22 protein-coding genes are annotated in these 22417 nt (G+C 49.9%); 8 read left to right on the forward strand and 14 right to left on the reverse strand.

What is annotated here, in order from left to right:
• Positions 1-40: 40 nt before the first annotated feature.
• Positions 41-1207 carry a glycoside hydrolase family 18 protein gene (locus IEY24_RS23815; protein WP_188936823.1) on the forward strand — a complete coding sequence of 389 codons (1167 nt, stop codon included), beginning with the start codon at positions 41-43 and terminating at the stop codon, positions 1205-1207.
• Positions 1208-1399: 192 nt separating this feature from the next.
• Here the strand turns inward: IEY24_RS23815 and nfi are convergent, their stop codons facing one another.
• Positions 1400-2140 (reverse strand): deoxyribonuclease V, encoded by a 741-nt coding sequence (nfi, locus tag IEY24_RS23820; protein WP_229222955.1) that lies wholly within the window; start codon positions 2138-2140, stop codon positions 1400-1402.
• Positions 2141-2202: 62 nt separating this feature from the next.
• Here nfi and IEY24_RS23825 point away from each other — a divergent pair, with 62 nt between their 5' ends.
• Complete coding sequence (locus IEY24_RS23825) at positions 2203-2709, forward strand: hypothetical protein (RefSeq protein ID WP_188936825.1); 507 nt, start codon at positions 2203-2205, stop codon at positions 2707-2709.
• 12 nt (positions 2710-2721) lie between these two features.
• Here IEY24_RS23825 and nhaA read toward each other — a convergent pair whose 3' ends face one another.
• Positions 2722-3891: a Na+/H+ antiporter NhaA gene (gene nhaA, locus IEY24_RS23830; protein ID WP_188936827.1), complete on the reverse strand. Its 1170-nt coding sequence runs from the start codon at positions 3889-3891 to the stop codon at positions 2722-2724.
• A gap of 269 nt (positions 3892-4160) precedes the next feature.
• Here nhaA and IEY24_RS23835 point away from each other — a divergent pair, with 269 nt between their 5' ends.
• Complete coding sequence (locus tag IEY24_RS23835; protein ID WP_188936829.1) at positions 4161-4382, forward strand: hypothetical protein; 222 nt, start codon at positions 4161-4163, stop codon at positions 4380-4382.
• Between the two features lie 88 nt (positions 4383-4470).
• On the opposite strand, the gene IEY24_RS23840 is transcribed toward IEY24_RS23835, so the two are convergent.
• From IEY24_RS23840 to IEY24_RS23870, 7 genes are all read right to left on the reverse strand, one after another.
• The gene (locus tag IEY24_RS23840) at positions 4471-5772 is read right to left on the reverse strand and encodes a DUF5690 family protein (RefSeq protein WP_188936831.1); all 1302 of its coding nucleotides are present in this window, start codon (positions 5770-5772) and stop codon (positions 4471-4473) included.
• Positions 5773-5793: 21 nt separating this feature from the next.
• The gene (locus IEY24_RS23845; protein ID WP_188936834.1) at positions 5794-7152 is read right to left on the reverse strand and encodes an aspartate aminotransferase family protein; all 1359 of its coding nucleotides are present in this window, start codon (positions 7150-7152) and stop codon (positions 5794-5796) included.
• Between the two features lie 18 nt (positions 7153-7170).
• Entirely contained in the window at positions 7171-8298 is a 1128-nt protein-coding gene (locus IEY24_RS23850; protein ID WP_188936836.1) for a TIGR03364 family FAD-dependent oxidoreductase, read from the reverse strand.
• A gap of 30 nt (positions 8299-8328) precedes the next feature.
• Entirely contained in the window at positions 8329-9033 is a 705-nt protein-coding gene (locus tag IEY24_RS23855) for an HAD-IA family hydrolase (protein WP_188936838.1), read from the reverse strand.
• 305 nt (positions 9034-9338) lie between these two features.
• Positions 9339-9917: a helix-turn-helix domain-containing protein gene (locus IEY24_RS23860; RefSeq protein ID WP_188936840.1), complete on the reverse strand. Its 579-nt coding sequence runs from the start codon at positions 9915-9917 to the stop codon at positions 9339-9341.
• Positions 9918-10051: 134 nt separating this feature from the next.
• Positions 10052-10852: an isocitrate lyase/PEP mutase family protein gene (locus tag IEY24_RS23865; protein ID WP_188936842.1), complete on the reverse strand. Its 801-nt coding sequence runs from the start codon at positions 10850-10852 to the stop codon at positions 10052-10054.
• A gap of 16 nt (positions 10853-10868) precedes the next feature.
• On the reverse strand, positions 10869-11354 hold the full coding sequence (locus IEY24_RS23870; protein WP_188936845.1) for a carboxymuconolactone decarboxylase family protein: 486 nt from the start codon (positions 11352-11354) through the stop codon (positions 10869-10871).
• 282 nt (positions 11355-11636) lie between these two features.
• On the opposite strand from IEY24_RS23870, the gene IEY24_RS23875 reads away from it, so the two are divergent.
• Together IEY24_RS23875 and IEY24_RS23880 are read left to right on the forward strand one after the other, a co-directional pair.
• Positions 11637-12545 (forward strand): helix-turn-helix domain-containing protein, encoded by a 909-nt coding sequence (locus IEY24_RS23875; protein WP_188936847.1) that lies wholly within the window; start codon positions 11637-11639, stop codon positions 12543-12545.
• Between the two features lie 154 nt (positions 12546-12699).
• On the forward strand, positions 12700-13701 hold the full coding sequence (locus IEY24_RS23880; RefSeq protein ID WP_188936849.1) for an aldo/keto reductase: 1002 nt from the start codon (positions 12700-12702) through the stop codon (positions 13699-13701).
• Between the two features lie 51 nt (positions 13702-13752).
• On the opposite strand, the gene IEY24_RS23885 is transcribed toward IEY24_RS23880, so the two are convergent.
• The gene (locus tag IEY24_RS23885; RefSeq protein WP_188936851.1) at positions 13753-14121 is read right to left on the reverse strand and encodes a hypothetical protein; all 369 of its coding nucleotides are present in this window, start codon (positions 14119-14121) and stop codon (positions 13753-13755) included.
• 152 nt (positions 14122-14273) lie between these two features.
• Here IEY24_RS23885 and IEY24_RS23890 point away from each other — a divergent pair, with 152 nt between their 5' ends.
• The gene (locus IEY24_RS23890) at positions 14274-14777 is read left to right on the forward strand and encodes a hypothetical protein (protein ID WP_188936853.1); all 504 of its coding nucleotides are present in this window, start codon (positions 14274-14276) and stop codon (positions 14775-14777) included.
• Between the two features lie 116 nt (positions 14778-14893).
• On the opposite strand, the gene IEY24_RS23895 is transcribed toward IEY24_RS23890, so the two are convergent.
• The 3 genes from IEY24_RS23895 to IEY24_RS23905 form a co-directional block, all read right to left on the reverse strand.
• Positions 14894-15646, reverse strand: a complete 753-nt coding sequence (locus tag IEY24_RS23895) for a GDSL-type esterase/lipase family protein (protein WP_188936855.1) — start codon at positions 15644-15646, stop codon at positions 14894-14896.
• A 140-nt stretch (positions 15647-15786) separates the two neighbouring features.
• Entirely contained in the window at positions 15787-16311 is a 525-nt protein-coding gene (locus IEY24_RS23900; RefSeq protein ID WP_188936857.1) for a YfiT family bacillithiol transferase, read from the reverse strand.
• Positions 16308-18797 carry a hypothetical protein gene (locus IEY24_RS23905; RefSeq protein ID WP_188936859.1) on the reverse strand — a complete coding sequence of 830 codons (2490 nt, stop codon included), beginning with the start codon at positions 18795-18797 and terminating at the stop codon, positions 16308-16310. Before IEY24_RS23905 ends, IEY24_RS23900 begins: the two co-directional genes overlap by 4 nt.
• 321 nt (positions 18798-19118) lie before the next feature.
• Here IEY24_RS23905 and pfkA point away from each other — a divergent pair, with 321 nt between their 5' ends.
• Positions 19119-20093 (forward strand): 6-phosphofructokinase, encoded by a 975-nt coding sequence (pfkA, locus tag IEY24_RS23910; protein ID WP_188936862.1) that lies wholly within the window; start codon positions 19119-19121, stop codon positions 20091-20093.
• A gap of 11 nt (positions 20094-20104) precedes the next feature.
• Here the strand turns inward: pfkA and IEY24_RS23915 are convergent, their stop codons facing one another.
• Positions 20105-20875, reverse strand: a complete 771-nt coding sequence (locus IEY24_RS23915; protein WP_188936865.1) for a YdcF family protein — start codon at positions 20873-20875, stop codon at positions 20105-20107.
• Positions 20876-20980: 105 nt separating this feature from the next.
• On the opposite strand from IEY24_RS23915, the gene IEY24_RS23920 reads away from it, so the two are divergent.
• Positions 20981-22387: a TlpA family protein disulfide reductase gene (locus IEY24_RS23920; RefSeq protein WP_188936867.1), complete on the forward strand. Its 1407-nt coding sequence runs from the start codon at positions 20981-20983 to the stop codon at positions 22385-22387.
• The last annotated feature ends 30 nt before the right edge of the window (positions 22388-22417 follow it).

Below are 22417 nucleotides of genomic sequence, written 5' to 3' on the forward strand. Positions count from 1 at the left end.
AGGTGTGCTTAATTTAAGCCTTCAAACAAAAACTAATACCATGCGCCTGACTCCCGCTCAAAAAAACATTGGCATCGCTTTGCTGATGGTGCTCCTCATTGCCCCTTTGCTGGTGCTGAACAGTTGCTCGTCCGACAAAAAAGATGAAGGCTCGTCGGATTCCACGAACCGCCCTGTGGTGATAGGTTATGTCGGCGGTTTCCACGGCTTATTGAACACCGGCAATATTGAAGCCAAAATGCTGACGCACATTAACTACGCGTTTGTCGACATTAAAGATGGCAAGGCATTCCTCAGCAATGAAAAAACCGACACGACCAACTTCCGCCAGCTTAATCTGCTTAAAGCCGACAATCCCGACCTGAAAATTCTGATTTCCATCGGCGGCTGGGCATGGAGTGAGAACTTCTCCGACGCGGTACTTACCGACTCGTCTCGTAAAGTGTTCGCGAAAAGCAGCGTGGCAATCATCAAAAAATACAATCTCGACGGCGTCGATATCGACTGGGAATACCCTGCACTACCCGGTGAGGACGGTAACGTTTTCCGTCCCGAGGACAAGCAGAACTACACCGAGATGTTCCACGCAATCCGCAACGAGCTCGACCTGTTGGAAGAAGAAACAGGCAAGAAAAAACTGCTTACCACCGCTGTGGCCGGCTGGGTAGAATTCCTGAAGGCTACCGAAATGGGCAAAGCGCAGCGTTACCTGGATTATGTAAACCTGATGACCTACGACTTGTTCCAGGGCGACACAGCCGTTCACCACGCGAGCTTATACCCTTCTAATAGCTACAAAACTGCCAAATCGGTGGATAATGCTGTAAAGGGCTTCCATGCCGCGGGTGTACCTATGGAGAAATTAGTGGTTGGCCTGCCGTTCTACGGCCGGATGTTCACGGTCTCGAAGCTCGAAAAAGGGTTGGGGCAAAAGCAGGTGAAGCAGCAATACATCGATGGCTATTCCTACATCAAGGATAGTTTGGTTAACAAAAAAGGCTATAAAGAATACCGCGACACCGTGGCCAAAGCACCCTACCTGCTCAATGCGGAAACAGGCGATGTGCTGAGCTATGACGACGAAGAATCAGTAAGGGAAAAATGCAAATATGTACTGGCCAATAAACTTGGCGGTGTCATGTTCTGGGAGTACGATTCCGATCCCAAAAAGTACCTCCTAAACGAGATCGATAAGTCGCTCAAATAACCCAAGGTTTCAACCTTGGGAGGCGAGACCGGCGAGCGGGAGCGATAGCGGCGGCGACACCGAAGCGATAGCAGCGGCGACACCGGAGCGATAGCGGCGGCAACGCCGAGTGCGATAGCAACGGCGACACCGGAGCGATAACGCCGCCGCCGGGAGCGACAGGTAACACCCCTGTTTCCCCTCACGGGCCGCTCAAAAGAGCGTCCGGCTATCAAACTCGTGGTAACCTTCGGTTAGTGTTCCAATTCTGAATCGGTTCACGTACTCGTGTGCGCGGCGCGTGGGCTCGGGAAGGCGGTGCTTACCGGTACATTTGAGCGCCAGGGTGAGGCTGTCTTCGAGGCTCATCTGGTGACCCGGTGAGATAAACACGGGTTTGACATTGTCCTTGGTCCGTACCGCGTAGCCGATTACCTCGCCTTTATCGGTTACTTGCGTGTATTCCCCTTTTGAAGGGCCAGGGTCGACATATTGTCCGGCGAGCTTCTTCTTGGCGCAGCCCATTGTGATGGCGTCGGTAATGACGCCAAAATGGGAAGCGATACCCATTCTGCGGGCATGCAAAATGCCGTTTCCATCGAACATCACGATGTCAGGCTTCACAGGAAGTTGTTCGTAGGCTTTCAGAATGGCTGGAATCTCGCGAAACGCGAGGTAACCGGGAATATAGGGGAATATCGTGCTGCTTTTCACAAGTGAATAGGCGATCGGTTGCAGGTCGGGGTAACTCATTACCACCAATCCCGCATAAACGGTCTCACTGTAAAGATCGAGTGAAATATCTGCGCCTGCGATCGTTTTGGCCTCGATTTGTAATGGTTCCAGATTTAAATGCCCACGCAGCTGCTGCTGAATAAGCGTCGCCTCGGCGATCGTCAGCTGGTCGTAGTTCAGCTCGGGCGTGATAACCATCCGGTTCAAAAAGTCTGGCATGATATTTCGTGGTTGTGTGTGAAAGTTATTTACCCTATCTATTCAAAAACTACGCCACCTCCATGGAACAGACCTCCGTCAGACGCAAATGGGCGAACTGGAAATTCATTTCGTTCATTGTAATACTCATCGCCATTTTTGTCAAATTCTACGTCCTGGACGAACACGACGAAAACGCGACGGTCATCGTCGCGCTGGACCTGCCGCAGGTTGCCATGCGAAACGAGCTGGAAGTGGCGGCGATTCTCGGCAAAGGCCAACTCCTGAGTTTTTATACAGATGAAAAAGCCGGCTGTGAAAAATGCCCGCGCATCAGCTACCGCGACGGAAAGGTCGAAATTATCTACATCAACGACATCGCCGACCAGATCAGACTGAACAAGCTGGCTGACTACCCTTTCGAAAACCGAAGTATCCTGGGGCTACTTAACCTGAACGAGAATATCGTGCCGAACGTCGACGAGGACGGTGTAAAAACGTGGGACAACTACCAGAAATACACCCAGATTAGCGCGTTTTCCAAAAGCGGTGATCTGGATTACATTCTTGTTAAAAGTAAGTCCGAATAAGTGCTGCTGAATTTACCTTTTGCTCACGCTGCTCAGCATTACATAGCCCAATATCCCCGAAAGGATAGAGCCGGTAAGAATGGAGAATTTTGCTTCCGACAGGATCAGGTGCTCGCCCGGGAAGGACAGTAATGCGATAAAAACCGACATCGTAAACCCGATCCCACCTAGCATTCCTACGCCGATAATATGCGCCCAGCCAGCCTGGCTGGGCATACTGCTGATGCCTAACTTCACCGTCAGCCAGGACAGAATACCGATACCCAGAGGCTTGCCTATCACCAATCCCAGCACGATGCCCACCCCGAGCGAGGTGGTGAGGCCTTCGAGCATACCCGCTTCGAAAGTGATATTGGTGTTGGCTAATGCGAAAACCGGCATGATGAGAAAGTTCACCGGCTTGACCAGGATATGTTCCAGCTTTTCGAGCGCCGATTCTTGCGCGTCGGGCGTGGTGGGGATCGCAAAGGCCGTGAGCACGCCGGCGATGGTCGCGTGGACGCCCGAGTGATGTACAAAATACCAGATGAATGCGCCCGGAATGAGGTAGGCCGCCAGGTGTTTGACCCCTGCACGGTTCATCGCCATCAATACCGCAAAAACTCCTCCCGCATAGAGCAGGTAGTTGTAATGCAGCTCCGAGGAATAGAAAACAGCAATCACCAGAATGGCCATCAGGTCATCTACAATGGCGAGTGCTGCGAGGAAGATTCTGAGCGAAGCCGGCACTTTTTTACCCAGAAGTGTGATAATCGCAATCGCAAAGGCGATGTCGGTGGCCATGGGAATGCCCCACCCCGCCGCCGTGTTGGTGCCTTTATTAACCAAAAAGTAAATCGTGGCCGGTGCCAGCACACCCCCTATTGCCGCAAAAATTGGCAGTGCCGCTTTTTTAAAGGACGACAGTTCGCCTTCCACCAGCTCCCTTTTGATTTCCAGCCCTACGAGCAGAAAGAAAATGGCCATCAGCCCGTCGTTGATCCATTGAAGCGCAGGGTAGCGCAAATGGACGCTTCCGGTTTGGAAGCCTAGTTGAGTAGACAGCAGGTTTTCGAATGCACCGGCGAAAGATGAGTTGGCAATCAGGAGAGACACGATCACGCTGATGATCAGTATCACGCCGCCTAGCGACTCCGATTGTATAAACTCTTTGAAGGGTTTGAGGTTGATCATTTTAGCCATGCCGCCAATATAGCAAATCGCTCCCAATCACAATTTTTAAATATATTGTACTTTTACAATAAAAACCATCTCATTAACAGGTTTGGTTATATTTGAATATTTCAAAAAATAAAATCAAAACAAATGCCGTTAAATCACTCATCATCAATAAAAACCATTCAAGTAGCCGTTCGATCACTCATTGAATAAATACCTTACTATTCATAAAATACCATTTATATTTGTATCATCAAATAAGACAAAGACAAGAAACAAAAATAAATAGAGCTATGAAGACTTTGATCACAACCCTCGTTAGCGTTATCGCATTGACCAGTTCAGTTGCATTTGCGGACGACAATAAATCAACCAATACCATCAAGAATACGTTGCCAGTATCGACCCCAATAGTAGAAACTCCGGCACCACCGAAAGCGACGAAAGTGAACCCATATAAAACGCAAACACCGGCTCAGAAAGCAGCCATTGTGGATCTGAAAGCGACCAAATAAAGAATAGCAGAAATTGAAAAGGTGAAATTGAGATGTTAAAAAGGAGGGCAATTGCACCTCCTTTTTTTATGCCCTGTTTGCGGCGCAGCTATGCAGCTACGAAAGGCGTACCGCTCTTGTGTGCCGAACGGCCGGCGCGATATTTATCGAAGTAGTTATTACTCACCGCCAACAGCAGCAACCCGAGGCAGAATTGCAGGTAGGAGAACTGCATCAGCACCCGCGACCAGCTCAGGTCTTTCATAAAAAACTCCTTATACAGCAGCAGTCCCACGCTGCCCATATAACCAATACTTTCGCAGATGTATACGAAATACCCCGCATTGGCCTTAATGCGGAACAATGCGATCATGCGTTCGAAAACGACGGTTTGCAGCACGGTGTATGCCAAAAACAACCCAAGCCCAACCAGCAACATCCAGTAGAAGCCACTAATCAGCGACTTCTCGAACAGCAGCGTCCCAACGCCGATCAGGGTAATGCCGGCGAAAAGGATCAGATATGCCAGTTTGAAGCCGGTCAGATTATCCCGCACAAATGCTAGTGCGCCGATGATTACGAGCACCACAATACCGGTGATCATTTCGGTGGTGGTAAGTACGCCGCTACCCCAATGCGAATCGATTTCGTTCCAGATTTCGATTGTGAAATTGTCGCGGAAATCGCGGACGACGACGAGCGTAGCGTAGAAAATAACCAGGCAGACGATCGGGAAGCCAAATTGCCGCATGACCAGCCGCTTGTCCTCGCTCGTCATGGGTACGCGCTCCGTGCGTAAGGCAATATCCTCGTCTGTCGGCTTCGGAATCACCGAAAGCATCCACACGAACAGCAGGAACAGCGGCAGGAAAAGTAAGCCCATCAAAAACGGCATCCAGAATTCCGTAATACCGGGAAATAGGGCGTGAACTTCTATGTAGGTGGTTTTAAGAACCCCCGACGCGATAACGACACTGATATTGAGCCCCATCGAGAGCATTTCGGTAAACCGCCTACCTTCGAGAAAGCTGAACACCACGCCCCACACCATCCCCAGCGGGAGGCCATTCATAAAAAGGAATACGAAATTGTAAGGATTAGGCACCAGTCCAAAGAACAACAGGGCCAGCTCTGCGGCGAGAATCAACCCTATTACCAGCTTCACCCGCGCATTGTGTTTCAACTCCGAAATCACTTTGATACCCGCAAACTTGGACAGCGTGTAACCTGCTACCTGCGAAATGATCAGGATCGCTTTATAGCTCACGTTGCCGAGTTCGAGCCCCTGGTAAAGCCCCGCATTGAATGGCTTGCGGAAAGCATACATGCAAAAATATGCCCCGAACGAAGCGATGACAGCCCAAATGATAAAAAACGTATTCGATCGAGTAAGTGCTTCTTTCAGGCGCATGTGGTCAAAATGTTGAGTTTTTTATACCAAAACCGAAGCCGTTTCGATGGCTTTTTCCAGAATCCGCAATGCTTCCGTGAGTTGCTCGCGGGTTATAATCAGTGGAGGCGAAAGCTGCACCACATTTCCTTGTGACACCTTGAAACTCAAACCATTTTTAAGGCATTCATACATAACCGTTTCCGCTTCGAGCACCGCCTTCTCTTTCGTCTCGCGGTCCTTTACGAGCTCCACTCCCCACAAAAGCCCTATCCCACGAACCTCGCCGATGATCGGATATTTGTCTTTCAGTTTTTCCAATTCCTTACGCATGAAGTCCGCGTCGGCGTTCACCTTGGCGAGCAAGTCGTTTTGCTCAATAAAATCGAGCATTGCCAGAGCGGCCACACTGCCGAGCGGGCTTTTTTCATGGGTAAAATGCCCCAGCGAAACACTTTGGGCCACATTGTAGCCATCTCGCGCTACAATAGCGGCCATTGGCATTACGCCTCCGCCAAGTCCTTTGCCCAGGCATACTATATCAGGCTCGAAGCCATAGTGCTCGAACGCAAACATTTTACCGGTTCGCCCGAATGCGATAGGAATTTCATCCAGAATGAGCAGCACTTTATGCTTTGTGCAAATCGCGCGTACACGCTCCCAGTAGGCTCGCGAAGGGATTTGCACATCAGTATTACGTATTGTTTCAATAACGAACGCGCCAATATCACCCTCTTTTTCAATTACATATTCCAGGTAATCGGCATAAGGAACATCGCCATTGCCGGCCGTCGCGAATGGTCCGCGATAAGTCATCGGCGGCGGAATGCGCTCCACACCTGGCATCAGCGGCCCCATATCCTTCCGAAAATCGAGCTCGCCGCCCGCAGAAATCGCATCCAGCGAAGCGCCGTGGAACGAATCCCAAAGCGACACAACCTTATGCTTACCCGTTACGACGCGGGCGAGTTTCAAAGCCATGCTGATCGCCGAAGTCCCCCCGGGCGCAAAGAGCACGCGGTTGAGGTCGCCAGGCATGAGTTTACCGAGCTTTTTGGCCAGTTCAATGGCAGGCACATTGGTATAGCGGCGAGGAGAAAACGGCAGGATATCCAGCTGCTCTTTCAACTTTTCGATCACGTAAGGGTGTCGGTAGCCGAGCTGGTGTACATTGTTGCCGTGAAAATCCATATAGCGCTTACCCTGCACGTCGGTCAGGTAAATACCCTCACAAGAAGCGAGCACGTCCAGGCAGGGAGTAGACAGCGACTGGTGCAGAAAATATTCCGCATCCTCGTGCAGATAACCGGAAGTCTCAGGGTCGTTAATGACCGCATACCAATCCTGGCGCGCGGATGATAAGTTTATGTCGCCTTCCGTTCGGTTGTGTACAGCTGCCATGCAAACATGCATTAAGATTCAAGATCGGTAAGTTCCGCCAACTACTTCATCGCAAAGGCCAAAAGAAAGGGTCATACCGTTCCCACCCAGTCCGTTAATGATCGTCACGCCGCTTTCGGGCCTAATCACGATCTCCGTTGCGCCATTGGTCATTTTGGGATAGATACCATGCCAGCTCTGGAACACTTTCGGCGATTTGAACTGCGCGAATGTCCCCAGGTAATCGAGGATCATCGTATTGATAAATTCACGGTCGAACGGGTCGAAAGTGAGGGCATATTCGTGCGAATCGCCCACTGTGATCTCACCAAGGCCGTTTTGCGACGCCATCACATGAATACCCCATTTGAGATATTCGGCATATTCGCTTTCGTACCTGGCTTTCAGGCCGGGCAACGATGCTGCCGCCTTAAATCCGTGGTAATGGATAAAAGACAGCCCTCCGCACAGCGCCGGACCGATGCGCCAGTCGTCGGGCTGGGCTTCGAGACGCATCATCTGCAACTTGCATTTGGTCAATGGGGCGGTAGAAAACTGATCCGGGTAAAGTGTTTCGAAATCCTGTCCGCTGCAAACGAAGATTTCATCCGCCGACCAGCTATTTTCACCTGAATACACAGCCGGGTACGCCACTTTTGAAATAGCAGTATCCCAGATAAATGTAACACCCAATGCAGCCGTAAGATAACCCGGAATGGCCGCAATGGCCTCACGCGGGTCGACGATCATTTCATCCGCCGAATACAGCGAACCTAACAGCCCTTCCGGATTCACCGCCGGGGATTTCGCCAGCGTTTCTTCCGCATTCAGGAAACCGACAGGCCGGTACGCACTTACTTCCACAAATTGCTGGATTACTTCCAGCTCATCCTGACGGTAGGCCATATGCAGGCTTCCCGCTTCCTGCGACCAGCATTTTGCGCCCGCAAGCGTTTCCTTCCAGATACTCTTGGCATGCAACGCCCTTTCATACAATGCACCTTCCGGTTGACCGATCGGCCATACCATTCCGAAATTACGGATAGATGCGCCCACCGCTTTCGAGGAGCGCTCAATAACTGTTACTTTATAACCCCTTCTGGCCAAAGCCCTTGCCGTCGCCAACCCGACAATTCCTGCCCCGATGACAATCGCAGATTTACTCATGCTCTTCAATCAGATATCAATGTGAGTGAATTAACCTTTCACAGCCATTTCGTGGCTGGCCGAGATAATGCCGGGAACCTCCGCAATATCGTCGATAATATGGGTAGGCTTGTAAGGCAGCAGCTCATCACCGGTGAAGGCCCCCGTCGTAACCCCGATCACATATTTGCAGCCTGCATTAATGCCCTCATTAATATCGACTTCGGTATCACCCACTTTCGCAATGCGGTCAGCCGATTCGATACCCAGTTCGGCCATGATCTTGCGGATCATATCAGGATAAGGTCGCCCGAAAGGCACTTCATCACTGGCTACGAGGCAATCTATCTTATCTTCCCAACCTAGTCTGCTTACAATCACGTCGGCAATGTCGCGGGAGAAACCCGTATTCAACGCAATTTTCACCCCCTCTTCACGAAGCGCGCTGAAAGTTTCCTCTACATTCGGCAGCGGTGCAATTTCGGTGGTCGTTTTGTAGAAATCGATCATCCCGTTTACGAAATGGGTGTGAATGGCATCTACCAGCGCTTCGGTAATCTTTGACTTGTCGGGCTCGCGCACTTCCAGCATCATTTTAATCGCCAGCGGCTTCTCGTAACCCATCAGCGGGTTCACATTTTCGATCGCGATTTCATATCCCTGCGACAGCATGGCTTGCTGAAACGCGATCCCTACAAAATTTTTGTCTCTGACAGTCGTACCTGCCATATCGAAAACTACCAGTTCTATCGACATCTTCACTTAGTATAATTGGTGAACTAATACTTAACTTTCTCGCAATCCCTGTCGGCTTTCGGGTTTCAGGGCCTTTTAGCCTCAAAGGTTTAGTAAAATTTAACTTAAACATCTTTCAACTCCGACACATACATTGATTTACAGCTGAAAAATACTTGAAAATCTTTTTAAGTGCAATAAAAAGTTAACTAATATTTAAAATTAGACATAACAAAACCCTCATCACCGCAAAACTAGCGAACCAAATTCAGTCAAAAGTTAAGTAAATGTTAATTAATATTTAACAAAATAGATTTCCGTAAGGCCTACTGCGCCTCGTTGAAGAAGTAGATAACCAGCAGCATCGCCTCGTCACATTCGTGGCATTTGAGGTTATGTAGCTCATTGGCGTCAAAAAACATCGAATCGCCCTGATTCAGGATGTACTTGTTCTTTCCGACGGTGTACTCCACCGCCCCGGACAGCATATATTTGAACTCAAACGCGTTGGTACGCACCATCGGCCGCTTCGCGTCTTTTTCGAGTCGCAGCAGCACGACGTCGATATGGTTATCCTTGAATTGTTTGCTGAATATTCTCTGGTAGAAGTAACCTTTCGCATTCTCTTTCGTGAAAGGCTGGTAGTCCTCTTTTCGCCGGATCAGCACACTTTCGCCGGGGGCGGTCGAAATAATATCCTTAAAAAACACATTCAGGTCGATATCCAGCGCTTTGATCAACCCCAACATGACCGGTAGCGAAGGGATAGTGCGGCTATTTTCGATCTGAGAAACCAGACTTTTCGTTACACCCGCCTCGTCGGCAATCTCCTGCAGGGTAACACCCTTACCTTTCCTGACTTCTTTTAATTTATTGCTGATCTGAAAAAGAATGTCTTCCTGCATAGCCCTGAGTGTGATAACCGGTTAAGTTTGTTGAATATAGGAACAAAGTAACTTCTAATTTTGGTCTAAAAATAGAAAATCTCCCGGTTGCGGCCGCCGGGAGATCCAATGGTATACGTAAAATAATAGTTTGGTCATGTGAGCAGCCCTGTCACCGGGCGGTGGCTCAGGCTTTCCTTCACGTTTTTCAACAGCGCTTCCATTGACAGTAACATCGCACGGTGCACGTTCGGGCCAAAACTCACCCGTGCCACACCTAGCTTTTGAAGCACATTCAGGTCGGGCGCATCGCCTTTTGCCAGTATATTTACAGGCACCTTCAATGCATTTACCAGCGTTTTGACCGTTTCTTCCTCGGTTGCAAAGATAGGGTAGATGCCGTGAGCACCGGCCTCCGTGTACGCGCGCCCGCGCTCGATCGCAAGCGCGAGTTTCTGATCTTCCGGCAAATCGGGCATTACCAGAAAAACATCCGTGCGGGCATTGATATACAACCTGGTATTCTCCCGCTCGGCCACCCGCCCTATCAGTTTCAGTTTTTCCACCTGCTCACCGACGGGCAACATTTCGCGCGTGAGCACGTCGGTATCCTCTATATTTATACCAGCCACGCCAGCGGCGATCAGGCGGCGGATATTCGATTTCAGCGTCTCGTTATCAGCTGCATAACCCGATTCCATATCCACCGTAACCGGCACGTTCACCGATTTGGCGATCTGCGCCACAATGGCCACCAGCAGATCAAAGGGAATCTGCTCGCCATCGTCATAGCCGTGCGCTGCGGCAATGGCCGCGCTGGCCGTCGCTACGGCCGGATAACCCAGTTTTTCGAGCAATATTGCGCCGGCAGCATCCCAGATATTCGGCAGGACGAGCATTTTGCCGCTATGGTGCAGCTTTTTAAGTAAGTCAGCCTTCTCCGACTGACTGCTCATTCGAATGGGACGACTATTAAACATAATTTTCCAGTGCATTAACACCCACCGCAATGGCGGCCACCGCAGTGGCGGCCACCTGATCGGTGATCATGATTCGGTTCCAGGCGCTGATCGCCACCACGCCCATCACAACGGCCTTCGTATATTCCTCGCCCAGCAGCTCCACAGCGCGGTTGTAAACAACGTCGCTCACGCCACCCAGGCTGATGAGCGTTACCTGCTCGGTAAGCGCCAGGATCGCCTTTTCTTCTTCTGAATAAATATCCGCCTCGCGCCACGCGCTCAGCATATATATACGCTGCTCGCTTACGCCCATCTCACGGGCGGCGCGCGCATGCATATCCAGACAAAAACCGCACCCATTGATTTGCGAAGCACGGATTTTGATCAGTTTATAATGCACCTTATCGAGACCCGTCGAGGCCACGTACTTTTCAAGCTCCCGCACAGCCGTGAAGGCCCTGGGAGTTAGTTCACTGGTTGGTTTGCGGTGGGACATGGTGAATTTTGAATGACTGAATTTTGAATAACAAAATGACTGAATGATTGACCGGGCGCCGGGTATGATGACTGATTAGAGCGAAAAATATTCTGTCATTCAATCATTCAGTCATTCAAAATTAAAAACCGCCCGGACCACTCAAGTGATCCATTTTAACACAAAACGCCTAGTCCAATCTCCATAAAAGGCGACTTGCTTCGAAATTAAAAAGCAGTTAATTCCCGCGTTTCTGAAACTTTCGCAATGGCATCTGTTATTTGAATTTTATAATATTGCGTTATGAGCCATACCGAATCTATCCAGGAATTTTACCGTCGCGTCCCACATGCGAATCCGGCGGACCTGTCGCTGAACAATGCCGGCATCGGACATTTCAATGTGTTTGAAAGAAACTCGTGTTATAAAAAGACGCCGTACAGCCGCCGCGACTTTTATAAAGTATCCTTTATCATCGGCACCGGCCGCCTGCATTATGCCGATAAATGGATCGAGATTGACCGTCCGGCATTGCTTTTTTCCAACCCGGTGGTACCCTATTCGTGGGAGGCGATCTCGGAGTCGCAGCTTGGCTGGTTTACATTATTTACGGAAACTTTCGTCCATCCCGCGGAGCGGAAGGACTTTTTGCAGGATTCCCCGCTCTTCAAAATCGGGGCAAATCCCGTCTATTTTGTCAACGAAAAGCAGCAAAAGGAGCTGTCGATGATATTTGGAAAGATGATGACCGAGATCGAGTCGGATTACCCGCACAAATATGGTATGCTGCGCAATTACCTACACCTGATCATCCACGAAGCGATGAAAATGCAGCCCGCTGAAACATTTGAACGCCAGACCAATGCATCGGCGCGGATCACTTCGTTGTTTATGGAGCTTCTCGAAAGGCAATTCCCGATCGACACGCCCGAAAATGCATTGAGGCTCAAAACAGCCAATGATTATGCCCAAAGTCTCTCGGTACATGCCAACCATCTGAACCGTTCGGTGAAAGAGATCACGGGAAAGACGACGACAGAGCATATCTCGGCGCGCATTACCAAGGAAGCGCAGGCGTTGCTTAACCATACCAACTGGAATGTATCCGAAATCGCTTATAGCCTTGGCTTCGAATATCCCGCCTATTTCAATATTTTCTTCAAAAAACAGACAGGCCTCACACCCGGAAACGTACGCGCCAGAGCTGTGTGATATTTATAAAGATCTGTTTGAAAACTATAAAGCACCAGCCAGCGCCTGCAAGTAGTTTTGTACTGTCAGAACTATTCTGAATAATTACATCATCCACCCGGCCGATGGCCCACCGCTGATAGCCGGGGGCGTCCGGCCGATAGCCAACAAACAGATGCAATACAGAAGCCTTGGAAAAACAGAAGAAAAATTATCCGCGATCGGATTAGGCTGCATGGGCATGAGCTTTGCCTACGGACCCACCGACGACACGGAGAGCATCGCCACATTACACCGCGCCCTCGACCTCGGAATCAATTTCTGGGATACGGCCGACATGTACGCCAATGGCGAAAACGAGAAATTGATATCCCAGGTCCTCGTACCGAACCGCGACAAGATTTTTATAGCTACCAAATTCGGTTTCCGCTATGGCGAAAGCGCCAACACGCCGCGCAACTCTGCTGGCGCGTACTTCGACGGCTCGCCAGCCTGGATGAAAGTCGCTGTCGAAAACAGTCTGAAAAGACTAAAAATCGATACGATCGACCTTTATTATGCCCATCGCGTCGATCCCAATGTGCCCGTGGAAGAAATGGTGGGCGCCATGGCAGAACTTGTGAAGGAAGGTAAAGTTCGTTACCTCGGCCTGAGCGAAGCCTCTGCGGCATCCCTCCGCAAGGCCCACGCCGTGCATCCGATCGCCGCATTACAGAGCGAATACTCGGTGATTACCCGTGATGTGGAAGGAACGATACTCGATACCGTTCGCGAGCTGGGCATTTCACTTATACCCTACTCCCCACTTGCCAGAGGGCTCGTTACCAACACATTGAACACCGACACGCTGGCAGAGAGCGACTTTCGCCGTTCACTACCCCGATACCAGGAAAACGTGGCCGACAACAATGCGAAACTGGTAAGCGGCTTTGCCGAAATCGCCGCGGGCAAGCAATGCACGCCGGCGCAGCTGGCGCTCGCATGGGTTCTCGCGCAAGGCGACGACATAATCCCGATCCCCGGCACGAAAAAGCGCAAATACCTGGAAGACAATGCAGGAGCGCTCGAAGTAAGTCTCTCTGCCGAAGACCTGAAAACCATCGACACCCTCATAGCCCGCTATCCCGACACCGGGGCCCGTTACAGCGAGGGTGCTATGAAAATGGTTAATCATTAATATTCCCCGGGTCGAAACCCGGAGAATAAACCGGAGCAATTAGCACCAGACCTAAATGGTTTTTAAGGAAGGATCATAAAAAGTTCTCCAAAGCGCCACGGCTTCTTCGACCGTTTCGGGCGGGGAAGCCAGGTAGCTTTTAATTTTAGTCAGGTTTTCGGAGTGAACGTCTTTGGCTGAGTATTTGATCAGGTTCACCAGTAGCTTATCAATCTCGGCGGTATCATCACGCCAGGTTTTGCTGTACTTCGCAAACCATTCTTCATTCAGGAAAACCACGCCCGAATACCGGTACACATCCGAAAACCCGAATGCATCGATCACGATCGGCTCGGTGGGCCATTCTGCATTCAATTCTTTGTCGCTATACCTTTCGCGACCATCGCCGAGGAGCGCGATAAATCTGTATGTTTTTACCATGGTGACTATTATTTGCGCTCAATATATCCCGCCAGATTTACTGCAACAAATGATTTTACAAAAAATGTCATATCCAATTCACACCTCTCCGGGGATGATTGTGACAATGGGAATGTTAGCTAATTTTACGCCCACACAAGGAATAATCATTCATGATCCGAATCTCCCAACTCCCGCTAATCCAGAATCCTGGCCAGTTTTATTCAACTGAGCATATCCTGCTCGTCGATGTGCTGCTGGTAGGCGACGCGCCGCGACAAATGCGGGAATATATCAAAAACACCCACGGAGGGTTTATTTACGACAAAAAGACCTATATCCCCATCACGCTCACAGGCACCCCCGAAAGTCTCCTCGCCAACTCGGGCAAGCCGATCGTTTTCAAGTTCGACCGTGGCTTTGAAAACCATTACCATTTTGATGGCAATCTGAACGCATTGATCTGGCACAAAAAGCTGTACAACATTTCCGCGCTCGTCGGCCAACCCTCGGTGCAGTTCGAGCGGGAAGAGGACTTCATCATCGAGCGCTACCTGGCCGGCTACCGGGAATACATTAAGCCGGAAACGGAAGAGAAACTGCTGTCCCTTCCCGCGCAAAGCCCGGCTATCGGATTGAAGGCGATGAAAGGCTTGAAGCCTGTAAGGAAGGATTAGGTGAGGCTTCGGGCCGGCTATGCCTCAAATCCAAGATCTTCAACACATCACACCCCACACGAACGCGCGCCTGCGCCGGTCGCCCGGGCCGCGATGGTTTCGCGGGATGCCATGGGTTACAGTACCTTTTTCTTGATTGCTTTTCCCCAGTACTCGCCCAGTACCGTTACCCCTTCCACATTGGGGTGCAGATAAAACACGCCCTGCTGCCCGTTTTCCGGCTTGAAGAGTTTGAGATAATGCTTTTTGAAGTATTTAAAAGCTTTGGTATCGCCTTTAAAAACCCGACCGGGTTCGGTGGTTTTGTATTCGCCGATCAGCGCGTCTAGCTCCGGAATGTAAGTTTGAAGCCGCTCCAAACCCTCCGCCAGGTATTTCGAACGATTGTAAGTATTGGTGCTGTACCAAATAGGGTGATGAATGATTACTTTGCTGCCCGGATACCGTTTCAGCAACTCTGAAACGATCGTTTGTACATTGGCTTTGTAATTTTCCTTCGAAACCGGTGATCCGTTCGGCCCTTCTATCGCGCTGTCATTTGTCCCTAATTTCATCGAAAATAACAGCTGGTGGTCTTTTTTAAGATACAAACTGTCGGCTGCTGCGGTAGCAAGCGTAAAATATTTGCCGGTTCCCGGAAGCCAGTCGACCGTTGTAGAGCCACTCCGGCCAACGTTGGCATACAAAACGTCATCGACGCCTTTTTGTTCTTTCAAATAGTTGACCGCGTGCGTCGGTGGCGGCACGCCGTTATCTCCTCCCTTGCCTTGCGTGATGCTGTTACCTATAAAAACAATGCTCAGTTTGGTCTGAGAAAAAACGTTTAAAGAAATCAGCAGGAATACGGCAACAAGTGTTTTGAGCTTCATCGGATATGGCGGGATTGGAGCGATTAAATATTCAGATAATGTCTTAGAAAAGACGTGCGCTCCAAATACTACCGGAAAAGGGGAGATCATTTTTACCTGATCTTGACTTTAAGCGCCGGTATCACATCGCAATTTTTGCTTCAAATATTCCCTAATGCGAGATCGATATGTGCCAAATGGTGCTTCACATGCCAGACCGACATCGCCAAAGCCTGTTTTTGGTCAAACCAGAGCTTGCGCGTCGGATGGTAATACTTTCTGGCGAACTGCTCCTCTGTGAGTGTACCCGCGAGGTAGGCGTAACGTGCATGCGTGCCCTCGAAAATCCCAAGCGAGGCTTCGACAGGCACATTCAGAGCATCGGGCGTAACGGCCCACGCATTCATGTCGATGAGCGTAACCTCGTCGTAATCAGGCTCGGTGATGGCCTTTTTCATGCGCAGGTAATGCACAAATTGCAGATCGGCGACGTGATGGATGAGCTGGCGGATATTCCAGCTTCCCTCCCGGTAAGTTTTTAGCAAATCCTCCTCCGAAAGGTTAGCCACCCGTTTACGGTATTCGGCAGGAATTTCAGCGATAATGCGGATGAACTCGCGGATTTCGTCGTCGGAATATGCGTCTTTCAGCGCAATAGGCCCGATGGGATAGCGGCGGTCGGTCATACGTTTTTCTTTCCTTTCGATTCAACAAATATCGCTCCGGCTATCAGTCCGACCAGCAGCAATGAGCTTACAAGGTCGATCATCTTGCCCGCGCTAACCGAAACCGGTTCAAATCGGAACTTGATCGTATGCTTGCCCGCGGGTATGCGTAATGCGCGCAGCACGTAATTGGCACGCAGCAGATCGGCCGGTTTATCGTCGATCGTCACCTTCCATTCGTCGCGCACATTGTAGTATATTTCCGAGAACACCGCCAACCCTTCCGAACCGGAATTAGATTCATAGATCAGTTCGTCCGGCTTGTAGGAGATCAGGCTTATTTTGGCCGTCGAATCGGTGCCGGCTTTAAGTCCTTCCAGTTTGGCCGCGAAATGCTGGTCGATCACTGCTTCCGTGCGCAGATTTACCGTACGCAGCGCCGCCATTTCAGCGTCTGCATTGGGAACAACTTTATAGGATTTCACAAACCATGCATGGCCGTAAGCCTGCGGATTTGGCTGCGCTACTCTGTTACCCTGCTCATCGGGTGTAATGAAATACTTCGCATTCAGCATGTTCAGGACTTCCATATTCGGCTTCTCAGTAAAAAACTGATTTTCAAAAAGCTCCTGATAGCGGCGCATTTTGGCGGCGTGGTATCCGCCCAATGATTTATGAAAATAGGATGCCTGTGCGCTATTGAACGGACCGCCCTGCGAAGCGACGTCATATACCTTGTAATCCGGATCGGTATCGCGCAGGATCTGCTCGTCGGCCGGTGAAGGCGTGGTAACGCCCTGGGCGACATAAGCGCTCACGAAATCTTCGTTATTGAGATATCTTTTATCAATCCCAAACAAATCAAAAATAACGAGCAAGAGCAGCACGCTATAAAACACCACCGATTTCAGCTTGTTCTGTGCGAAGAACCACACCAATCCGGCGGCCAATGCGATAAATATCAACCCGCGGATCGCATCCCCCTTCATGAGGCCTTCGCGGTCCTGCACAACAGAGTTTACTATTTGCTGACCAAACGCCTGATCCTGGGCCATTTGCGAAAACTGCTGCCCAAGCTGAGGATCATTAACTCCCTTAAATCCAAGAAAAACACCTGGCAAGAGTGCCATAATCAGCATAAGTCCAGCCGTAATGGCCGTCGAAATCAGGAACGGCTTCTGCAACTCATTGGCCGTAATCGTCTTCTGAGCGATCGCAGCCAGCGCCAAAACACCCACCAGCACCATCAGCAGCTGTGCCAGTGAAATCACCATCGTCATTGCCCTGAATTTGTTGAACATCGGGAAATAGTCGAAAAACAGGTAGTTGATCGCGGCAAAACTGCTTCCTAACGCCCATATAACGTACAGCACAATTACCCCGGCTGCCCAGTATTTCAGCGGACTTTTGACAATAAACAATCCGAGCACGAAGAGGAAGAACACGATAGCCCCGATATAATTGGGGCCGCCCATGATCGGCTGATCGCCCCAGTAGAGCGGTAGTTGCTGCACTATGTTCTGAGCCGTAGCAGCGTCGACGCCACGGCCTGTCAGTGTTTTATAGGTCTCCGACGTATTTGAAAGCGGGCCGTACGAGGCACCTCCATAAGCGTTGGGGATCACTAGCGTGAGCAGTTCACCAACGCCGTAGCTATAAGTAAATGCGTATTCTTTATCCAGTCCGTCGCCTTTTTTAGGGTCGGCCTTCTTCGCGCTCGGGGAGAGTTCCGATTTGCCACGGATCGTTTCCCTGGTGTAATCATAGGCGTTCCAAAGCCGCGTGGTATGCGTTCCCACGGCCACTACCGCCGCCAAAGCAAGCCCTCCAAGCACCATTACCAGGTTCTTTGTAAGGCCTTTTTTAATCATCGCCACACTTTCCATCATCACCAGAATTACAATGCCGATTCCCAGATAATAGGTAATCTGCACGTGGTTGGCGTACAATTCGAGCGAGAGGAATAATGCGGTAACCGCAGCTCCTGCCAGCCAGTTACGGCGGAAAGCAAGGATTACGCCCGCGAGCACGCCAGGTGCGTACATGATCGCGATCACCTGCGAAATGTGCCCGGCTTCCAGATTTATGGCGTTGAAGCATGAAAATGAAAATGCCACCGCGCCTATCGCAGCCAGCCATCCGCCGGCCCCGAGTACCAGGAACAGCACATAGGCACTCACCATCCCGATGAGGAAATAGTTGGCCGGAGCGGGGAGCAGCTTGTTCACGCCCTGCCCAATTTTCGTTGGTATGCTGGTTGGATAATCCGCCGCGACCAGGTACGAAGGCATCCCGCCGAACATGCTGTTGGTCCACCACGACCATTCTCCGGTTTTCTTGTTGTAATCTAAAACCTCCCGGGCAGCTCCCTTTGCCTGGATCTCATCAGTAGCACTGAGTTTCTTGCCTTGCAGCACCGGTGAAACGTAAGCAACGGACAAAATCATAAAGCCGATGACAGCCACCAGATGAGGCCAGAGACGTTGCCAGGAGAACAGATTTTTCATTTTGGTAATATTAAGCTACGGATTGATTTCGAATGACAGCGGTACCGTTCACGGTCCGCCCTAAATATGACTTTTCAAACAGTAATAGTAGCAACGAACGCCGGCAAGGGGATATTAAATTTCCATTAACCGGCGCAAATATATGAGTATTGGTATATGTTTGAGATGCTAAAAATGATTCTTGTTCCCGCATTTTTTTAACATAATTAAGAATCAAGGCATCTATTTTAAGAAAATACCGGATAAATTTGCGGAAATTGTGCCTTAAAGGTTCAATTGGAGCTGTACATAGAAAGATTAGAAGTAACCCGAAATTATTAAATGAAACGAATTGGAGTTTTTACCTCAGGAGGAGATGCCCCTGGTATGAACGCCTGCATACGGGCGGTAGTACGTGGAGCATGCTACCATGGTATTGAAGTATTTGGAATCAGAAGAGGATATAGCGGAATGATCGCCGGTGATGTCTACAAGATGGAGTCTCACTCGGTCAGCAATATAGTACAAAGAGGAGGTACAATCCTCAAATCGGCAAGAAGCAAGGAATTTATGACCCCCGAAGGCCGCAAGAAGGCTTATGACAACTTGCAGGCACTCGAAATCGAAGGACTGATCGCCATTGGCGGTAACGGTACGTTTACCGGCGCGATGATCTTCGGCAACGAATACGGTATCCCGACGGTGGGCGCTCCCGGAACAATCGATAACGACTTGTACGGAACTGATTACACCATTGGGTTCGATACTGCCGTAAACACTGCATTGGACGCCATCGACCGCATCCGTGACACCGCAAGTTCGCACGACCGTATCTTCTTCATCGAGGTAATGGGCCGCGACTCCGGCTATATCGCGATCCAGTCGGGTATTGCAGGCGGTGCGGAGCTCGTAATGGTTCCGGAAGTACTGACCCCGATTTCACAGGTGGTGGAAACCCTGAAACAAGGTTGGAGCCGCTCAAAATCATCTTCTATCATCATCGTAGCAGAAGGCGACGAAGAAGGAAGCGCTCAGGAAGTTGCCGACAAAATCAAGGTTCAGGTGGACGAAAACGCGGATATCCGTGTAACGACGCTCGGCCATACCCAACGCGGAGGAACACCGTCTGCATACGACCGTATCCTGGCCAGCCGCCTCGGATTGGGCGCATTGGAAGGGCTCATCGCAGGACAAAAGAATGTAATGGCCGGTATCATCAACAATGAGCTGGTTTATACTCCTTTCGAAGACACTATCAGACTTCCGAAGCCGATCAACGAAGATTTGTTGAGAATGGTGAAGATCCTGAGTGTGTAACACAGGAATGCTTAGCAGTAGCCTACTGCTTTGTAGACGAGGTAACCTACGATTTCATGCCACAGCGTGCTAAAGTGGGCGAAAGCCTCGGGGTCCGGCACCAGTTTCTGAGTGGCAAACCGGTTATATCCCCCACGAAAGTCGGCCGGGAAGGGGTCTGTTTTGATTCCGATTTTTTCGAAGCACCCGGTCGACCGGCGCATGTGAAATGCAGAGGTTATCAGCAGGTATTTTTTCGAGGGGAACATTTTATTCAGGATACGGCCTGAATACACGGCGTTTTCGCGGGTATTTCGAGCTTTTTCCTCAAACAGGATATCCTTGGCCGGAACGCCCCAGCTTACCAGCAGCAACGCAGCCTGCCGCGTTTCACCCTGCTTCATATCCATCAGTCTCCCCACGCTTGTTCCTGTAATCAGTATTTTCCTGATCTTACCGTGCTTATAGAGCAGGTAGGTTTGCAGAACCCGATCACCATTGCCCCCCATTGCCGGATGGTCCTGTCTCGGCGTAGTATGAGTGATCAGCCCACCTGAAAGCAGAATCCCGACATCATACGTTTTCTTCACTTCGCCCAGGTTAACGAACTTGTACTCCCATGCGTTGACAAACTTCGTAACCAGATACGAATTCGACGCCAGCAATAGCGAAACGATCGTTAATCCCACCGCTTGTCGCCGTCGCCGGTCGCTTTTGACGAGAAAAGCATAGATCAGTATGAAAAGCACAATGCTCAGCGGCATTATGAGGAAGTCAATCGCTTTGGAGAGAAAAAAAAACATTTGAATAAGAACCCTGTTGATGTTTACGTTTTGAAGTTAATTTTACAGACTTCAAAATTCGAAATAATCCAATAAACAGCTTTAAAGCAAACTTTCCACAGCCTGATGAGAGATTATACCCGCACTTACCTATTGTTGTTACTGACCATCTTCGGCCTGTTCTCCACCGCTTACTCCCAGGGCTACCGCATCGAAGCTACCATCAAGGGAATGCGGGATTCCTCGTTCGTCATCGGGCATTATAATCGCAATGCTTCGCAGTTTGTGCCCAAAGACACTGCCAAGGCCGATACCAACGGGAAAGTTGTATTCGAAGGCAAGACAGCCCTTCCCGGCGGCCTTTACGTCATTCTCTTCCCGGGCAACCAGAAGATGATCGAACTCATTTATTCCGGCAAGGAAACCAATTTTTCGCTGGAAGCCGATACGGCCGACGTAAATACCTCTTTAAAAATAACCGGCTCCAAAGAAAACGAGCTTTTCTATGATTATCGAAAAGAATTAGCCAAAGGCAGCAAAGAAATTGAGGCATTAGGCAAACAGCCGACACCGGAAAGCCAGGCGCGTATCCGGGCGATTCAGGACGGTTTTGGTACCTATCGCAAGAAATTGATGGCTGAAAACGCCGGAAGTTTCACCGCCCAGTTACTGAAAATGTCGGCCGATCCCGAAATCCCCGCTGCGCCGAAATTAGCCAACGGCAAAACCGACTCGATGTGGGTTTTCAATTATTACAAGGCGCATTACTGGGACGCGTTCGATTTTTCGGACCCGCGCGTTATGAACACACCCTTCCTTGAACCAAAAATGGAGCGGTATTTCAAAAATCTGGTCGTCCAAACGCCCGATTCGATCATTAAAGACGCGGATATGATCGTTAAGAAAGTCTCGGTCAACAAAGACGTGAAGGCCTGGACGGTGTTTTACATTACCAACCAGTATGAAAACCCCAAAACGGTAGGTACCGAGGCCGTTTGGGTGTACATGGCCAACAAATATTACCTCTCCGGCGAAATGGGTGTTTCGGAGGATGTTAAAAAACGCATCGCCGAAAAAGTGGCGACCATGAAGGACCTGCTGGTGAATAAAACCTTCCCCGCATTGGCCCTTACCGACCTTGCCGGCAAGAAGGTGAGCGTACAAGCCATCGATGCCAATTACACCGTGCTGTTTTTCTTCGCTCCCAGCTGCGGGCATTGCAAGGAAGCTTCGCCGGTTTTGAAAGCGTTTTACGAAAAGAACAAGGCCAACGGCATCAAGGTAATGGCCATTTCAACCGAGCACAATATGGAAGAATGGAAGTCGTTCGTGAAAACCTATCATCTTGATGGCCTGATCAACGGTTACGATGCGTTAAACCAGATCGATTTCAACCGGAAGTTCGACGTTGTAACGACGCCTACGATCTACATTCTGGATAAAAACAAAAAGATCATCGCACGCAAAATGCCCGTGGAGCAGATCGAGGACTTTTTGAATTACTACCAAAACAAAATGGCCAGAAAACTCTGACCATTTCGCTATAATCCTATTTAAACTCGC

This window comes from Dyadobacter endophyticus (genome assembly GCF_014641595.1).
GTDB classification, from domain to species: Bacteria; Bacteroidota; Bacteroidia; order Cytophagales; family Spirosomataceae; genus Dyadobacter; species Dyadobacter endophyticus.

Excerpts from the sequence above, each read along its gene's own strand:
- pfkA (WP_188936862.1), top strand. The coding sequence starts at position 19,119 with ATGAAACGAATTGGAGTTTTTACCTCAGGAGGAGATGCCCCTGGTATG.
- IEY24_RS23860 (WP_188936840.1), bottom strand. The coding sequence starts at position 9,917 with ATGCAGGAAGACATTCTTTTTCAGATCAGCAATAAATTAAAAGAAGTC.
- IEY24_RS23865 (WP_188936842.1), bottom strand. The coding sequence starts at position 10,852 with ATGAGCAGTCAGTCGGAGAAGGCTGACTTACTTAAAAAGCTGCACCAT.
- IEY24_RS23835 (WP_188936829.1), top strand. The coding sequence starts at position 4,161 with ATGAAGACTTTGATCACAACCCTCGTTAGCGTTATCGCATTGACCAGT.
- IEY24_RS23850 (WP_188936836.1), bottom strand. The coding sequence starts at position 8,298 with ATGAGTAAATCTGCGATTGTCATCGGGGCAGGAATTGTCGGGTTGGCG.
- IEY24_RS23900 (WP_188936857.1), bottom strand. The coding sequence starts at position 16,311 with ATGACCGACCGCCGCTATCCCATCGGGCCTATTGCGCTGAAAGACGCA.
- IEY24_RS23855 (WP_188936838.1), bottom strand. The coding sequence starts at position 9,033 with ATGTCGATAGAACTGGTAGTTTTCGATATGGCAGGTACGACTGTCAGA.
- IEY24_RS23895 (WP_188936855.1), bottom strand. The coding sequence starts at position 15,646 with ATGAAGCTCAAAACACTTGTTGCCGTATTCCTGCTGATTTCTTTAAAC.
- IEY24_RS23875 (WP_188936847.1), top strand. The coding sequence starts at position 11,637 with ATGAGCCATACCGAATCTATCCAGGAATTTTACCGTCGCGTCCCACAT.
- IEY24_RS23915 (WP_188936865.1), bottom strand. The coding sequence starts at position 20,875 with ATGTTTTTTTTTCTCTCCAAAGCGATTGACTTCCTCATAATGCCGCTG.
- IEY24_RS23880 (WP_188936849.1), top strand. The coding sequence starts at position 12,700 with ATGCAATACAGAAGCCTTGGAAAAACAGAAGAAAAATTATCCGCGATC.
- IEY24_RS23890 (WP_188936853.1), top strand. The coding sequence starts at position 14,274 with ATGATCCGAATCTCCCAACTCCCGCTAATCCAGAATCCTGGCCAGTTT.
- IEY24_RS23885 (WP_188936851.1), bottom strand. The coding sequence starts at position 14,121 with ATGGTAAAAACATACAGATTTATCGCGCTCCTCGGCGATGGTCGCGAA.
- nhaA (WP_188936827.1), bottom strand. The coding sequence starts at position 3,891 with ATGGCTAAAATGATCAACCTCAAACCCTTCAAAGAGTTTATACAATCG.
- IEY24_RS23845 (WP_188936834.1), bottom strand. The coding sequence starts at position 7,152 with ATGGCAGCTGTACACAACCGAACGGAAGGCGACATAAACTTATCATCC.
- IEY24_RS23905 (WP_188936859.1), bottom strand. The coding sequence starts at position 18,797 with ATGAAAAATCTGTTCTCCTGGCAACGTCTCTGGCCTCATCTGGTGGCT.
- IEY24_RS23920 (WP_188936867.1), top strand. The coding sequence starts at position 20,981 with ATGAGAGATTATACCCGCACTTACCTATTGTTGTTACTGACCATCTTC.
- IEY24_RS23870 (WP_188936845.1), bottom strand. The coding sequence starts at position 11,354 with ATGTCCCACCGCAAACCAACCAGTGAACTAACTCCCAGGGCCTTCACG.
- IEY24_RS23840 (WP_188936831.1), bottom strand. The coding sequence starts at position 5,772 with ATGCGCCTGAAAGAAGCACTTACTCGATCGAATACGTTTTTTATCATT.
- IEY24_RS23815 (WP_188936823.1), top strand. The coding sequence starts at position 41 with ATGCGCCTGACTCCCGCTCAAAAAAACATTGGCATCGCTTTGCTGATG.
- IEY24_RS23825 (WP_188936825.1), top strand. The coding sequence starts at position 2,203 with ATGGAACAGACCTCCGTCAGACGCAAATGGGCGAACTGGAAATTCATT.
- nfi (WP_229222955.1), bottom strand. The coding sequence starts at position 2,140 with ATGCCAGACTTTTTGAACCGGATGGTTATCACGCCCGAGCTGAACTAC.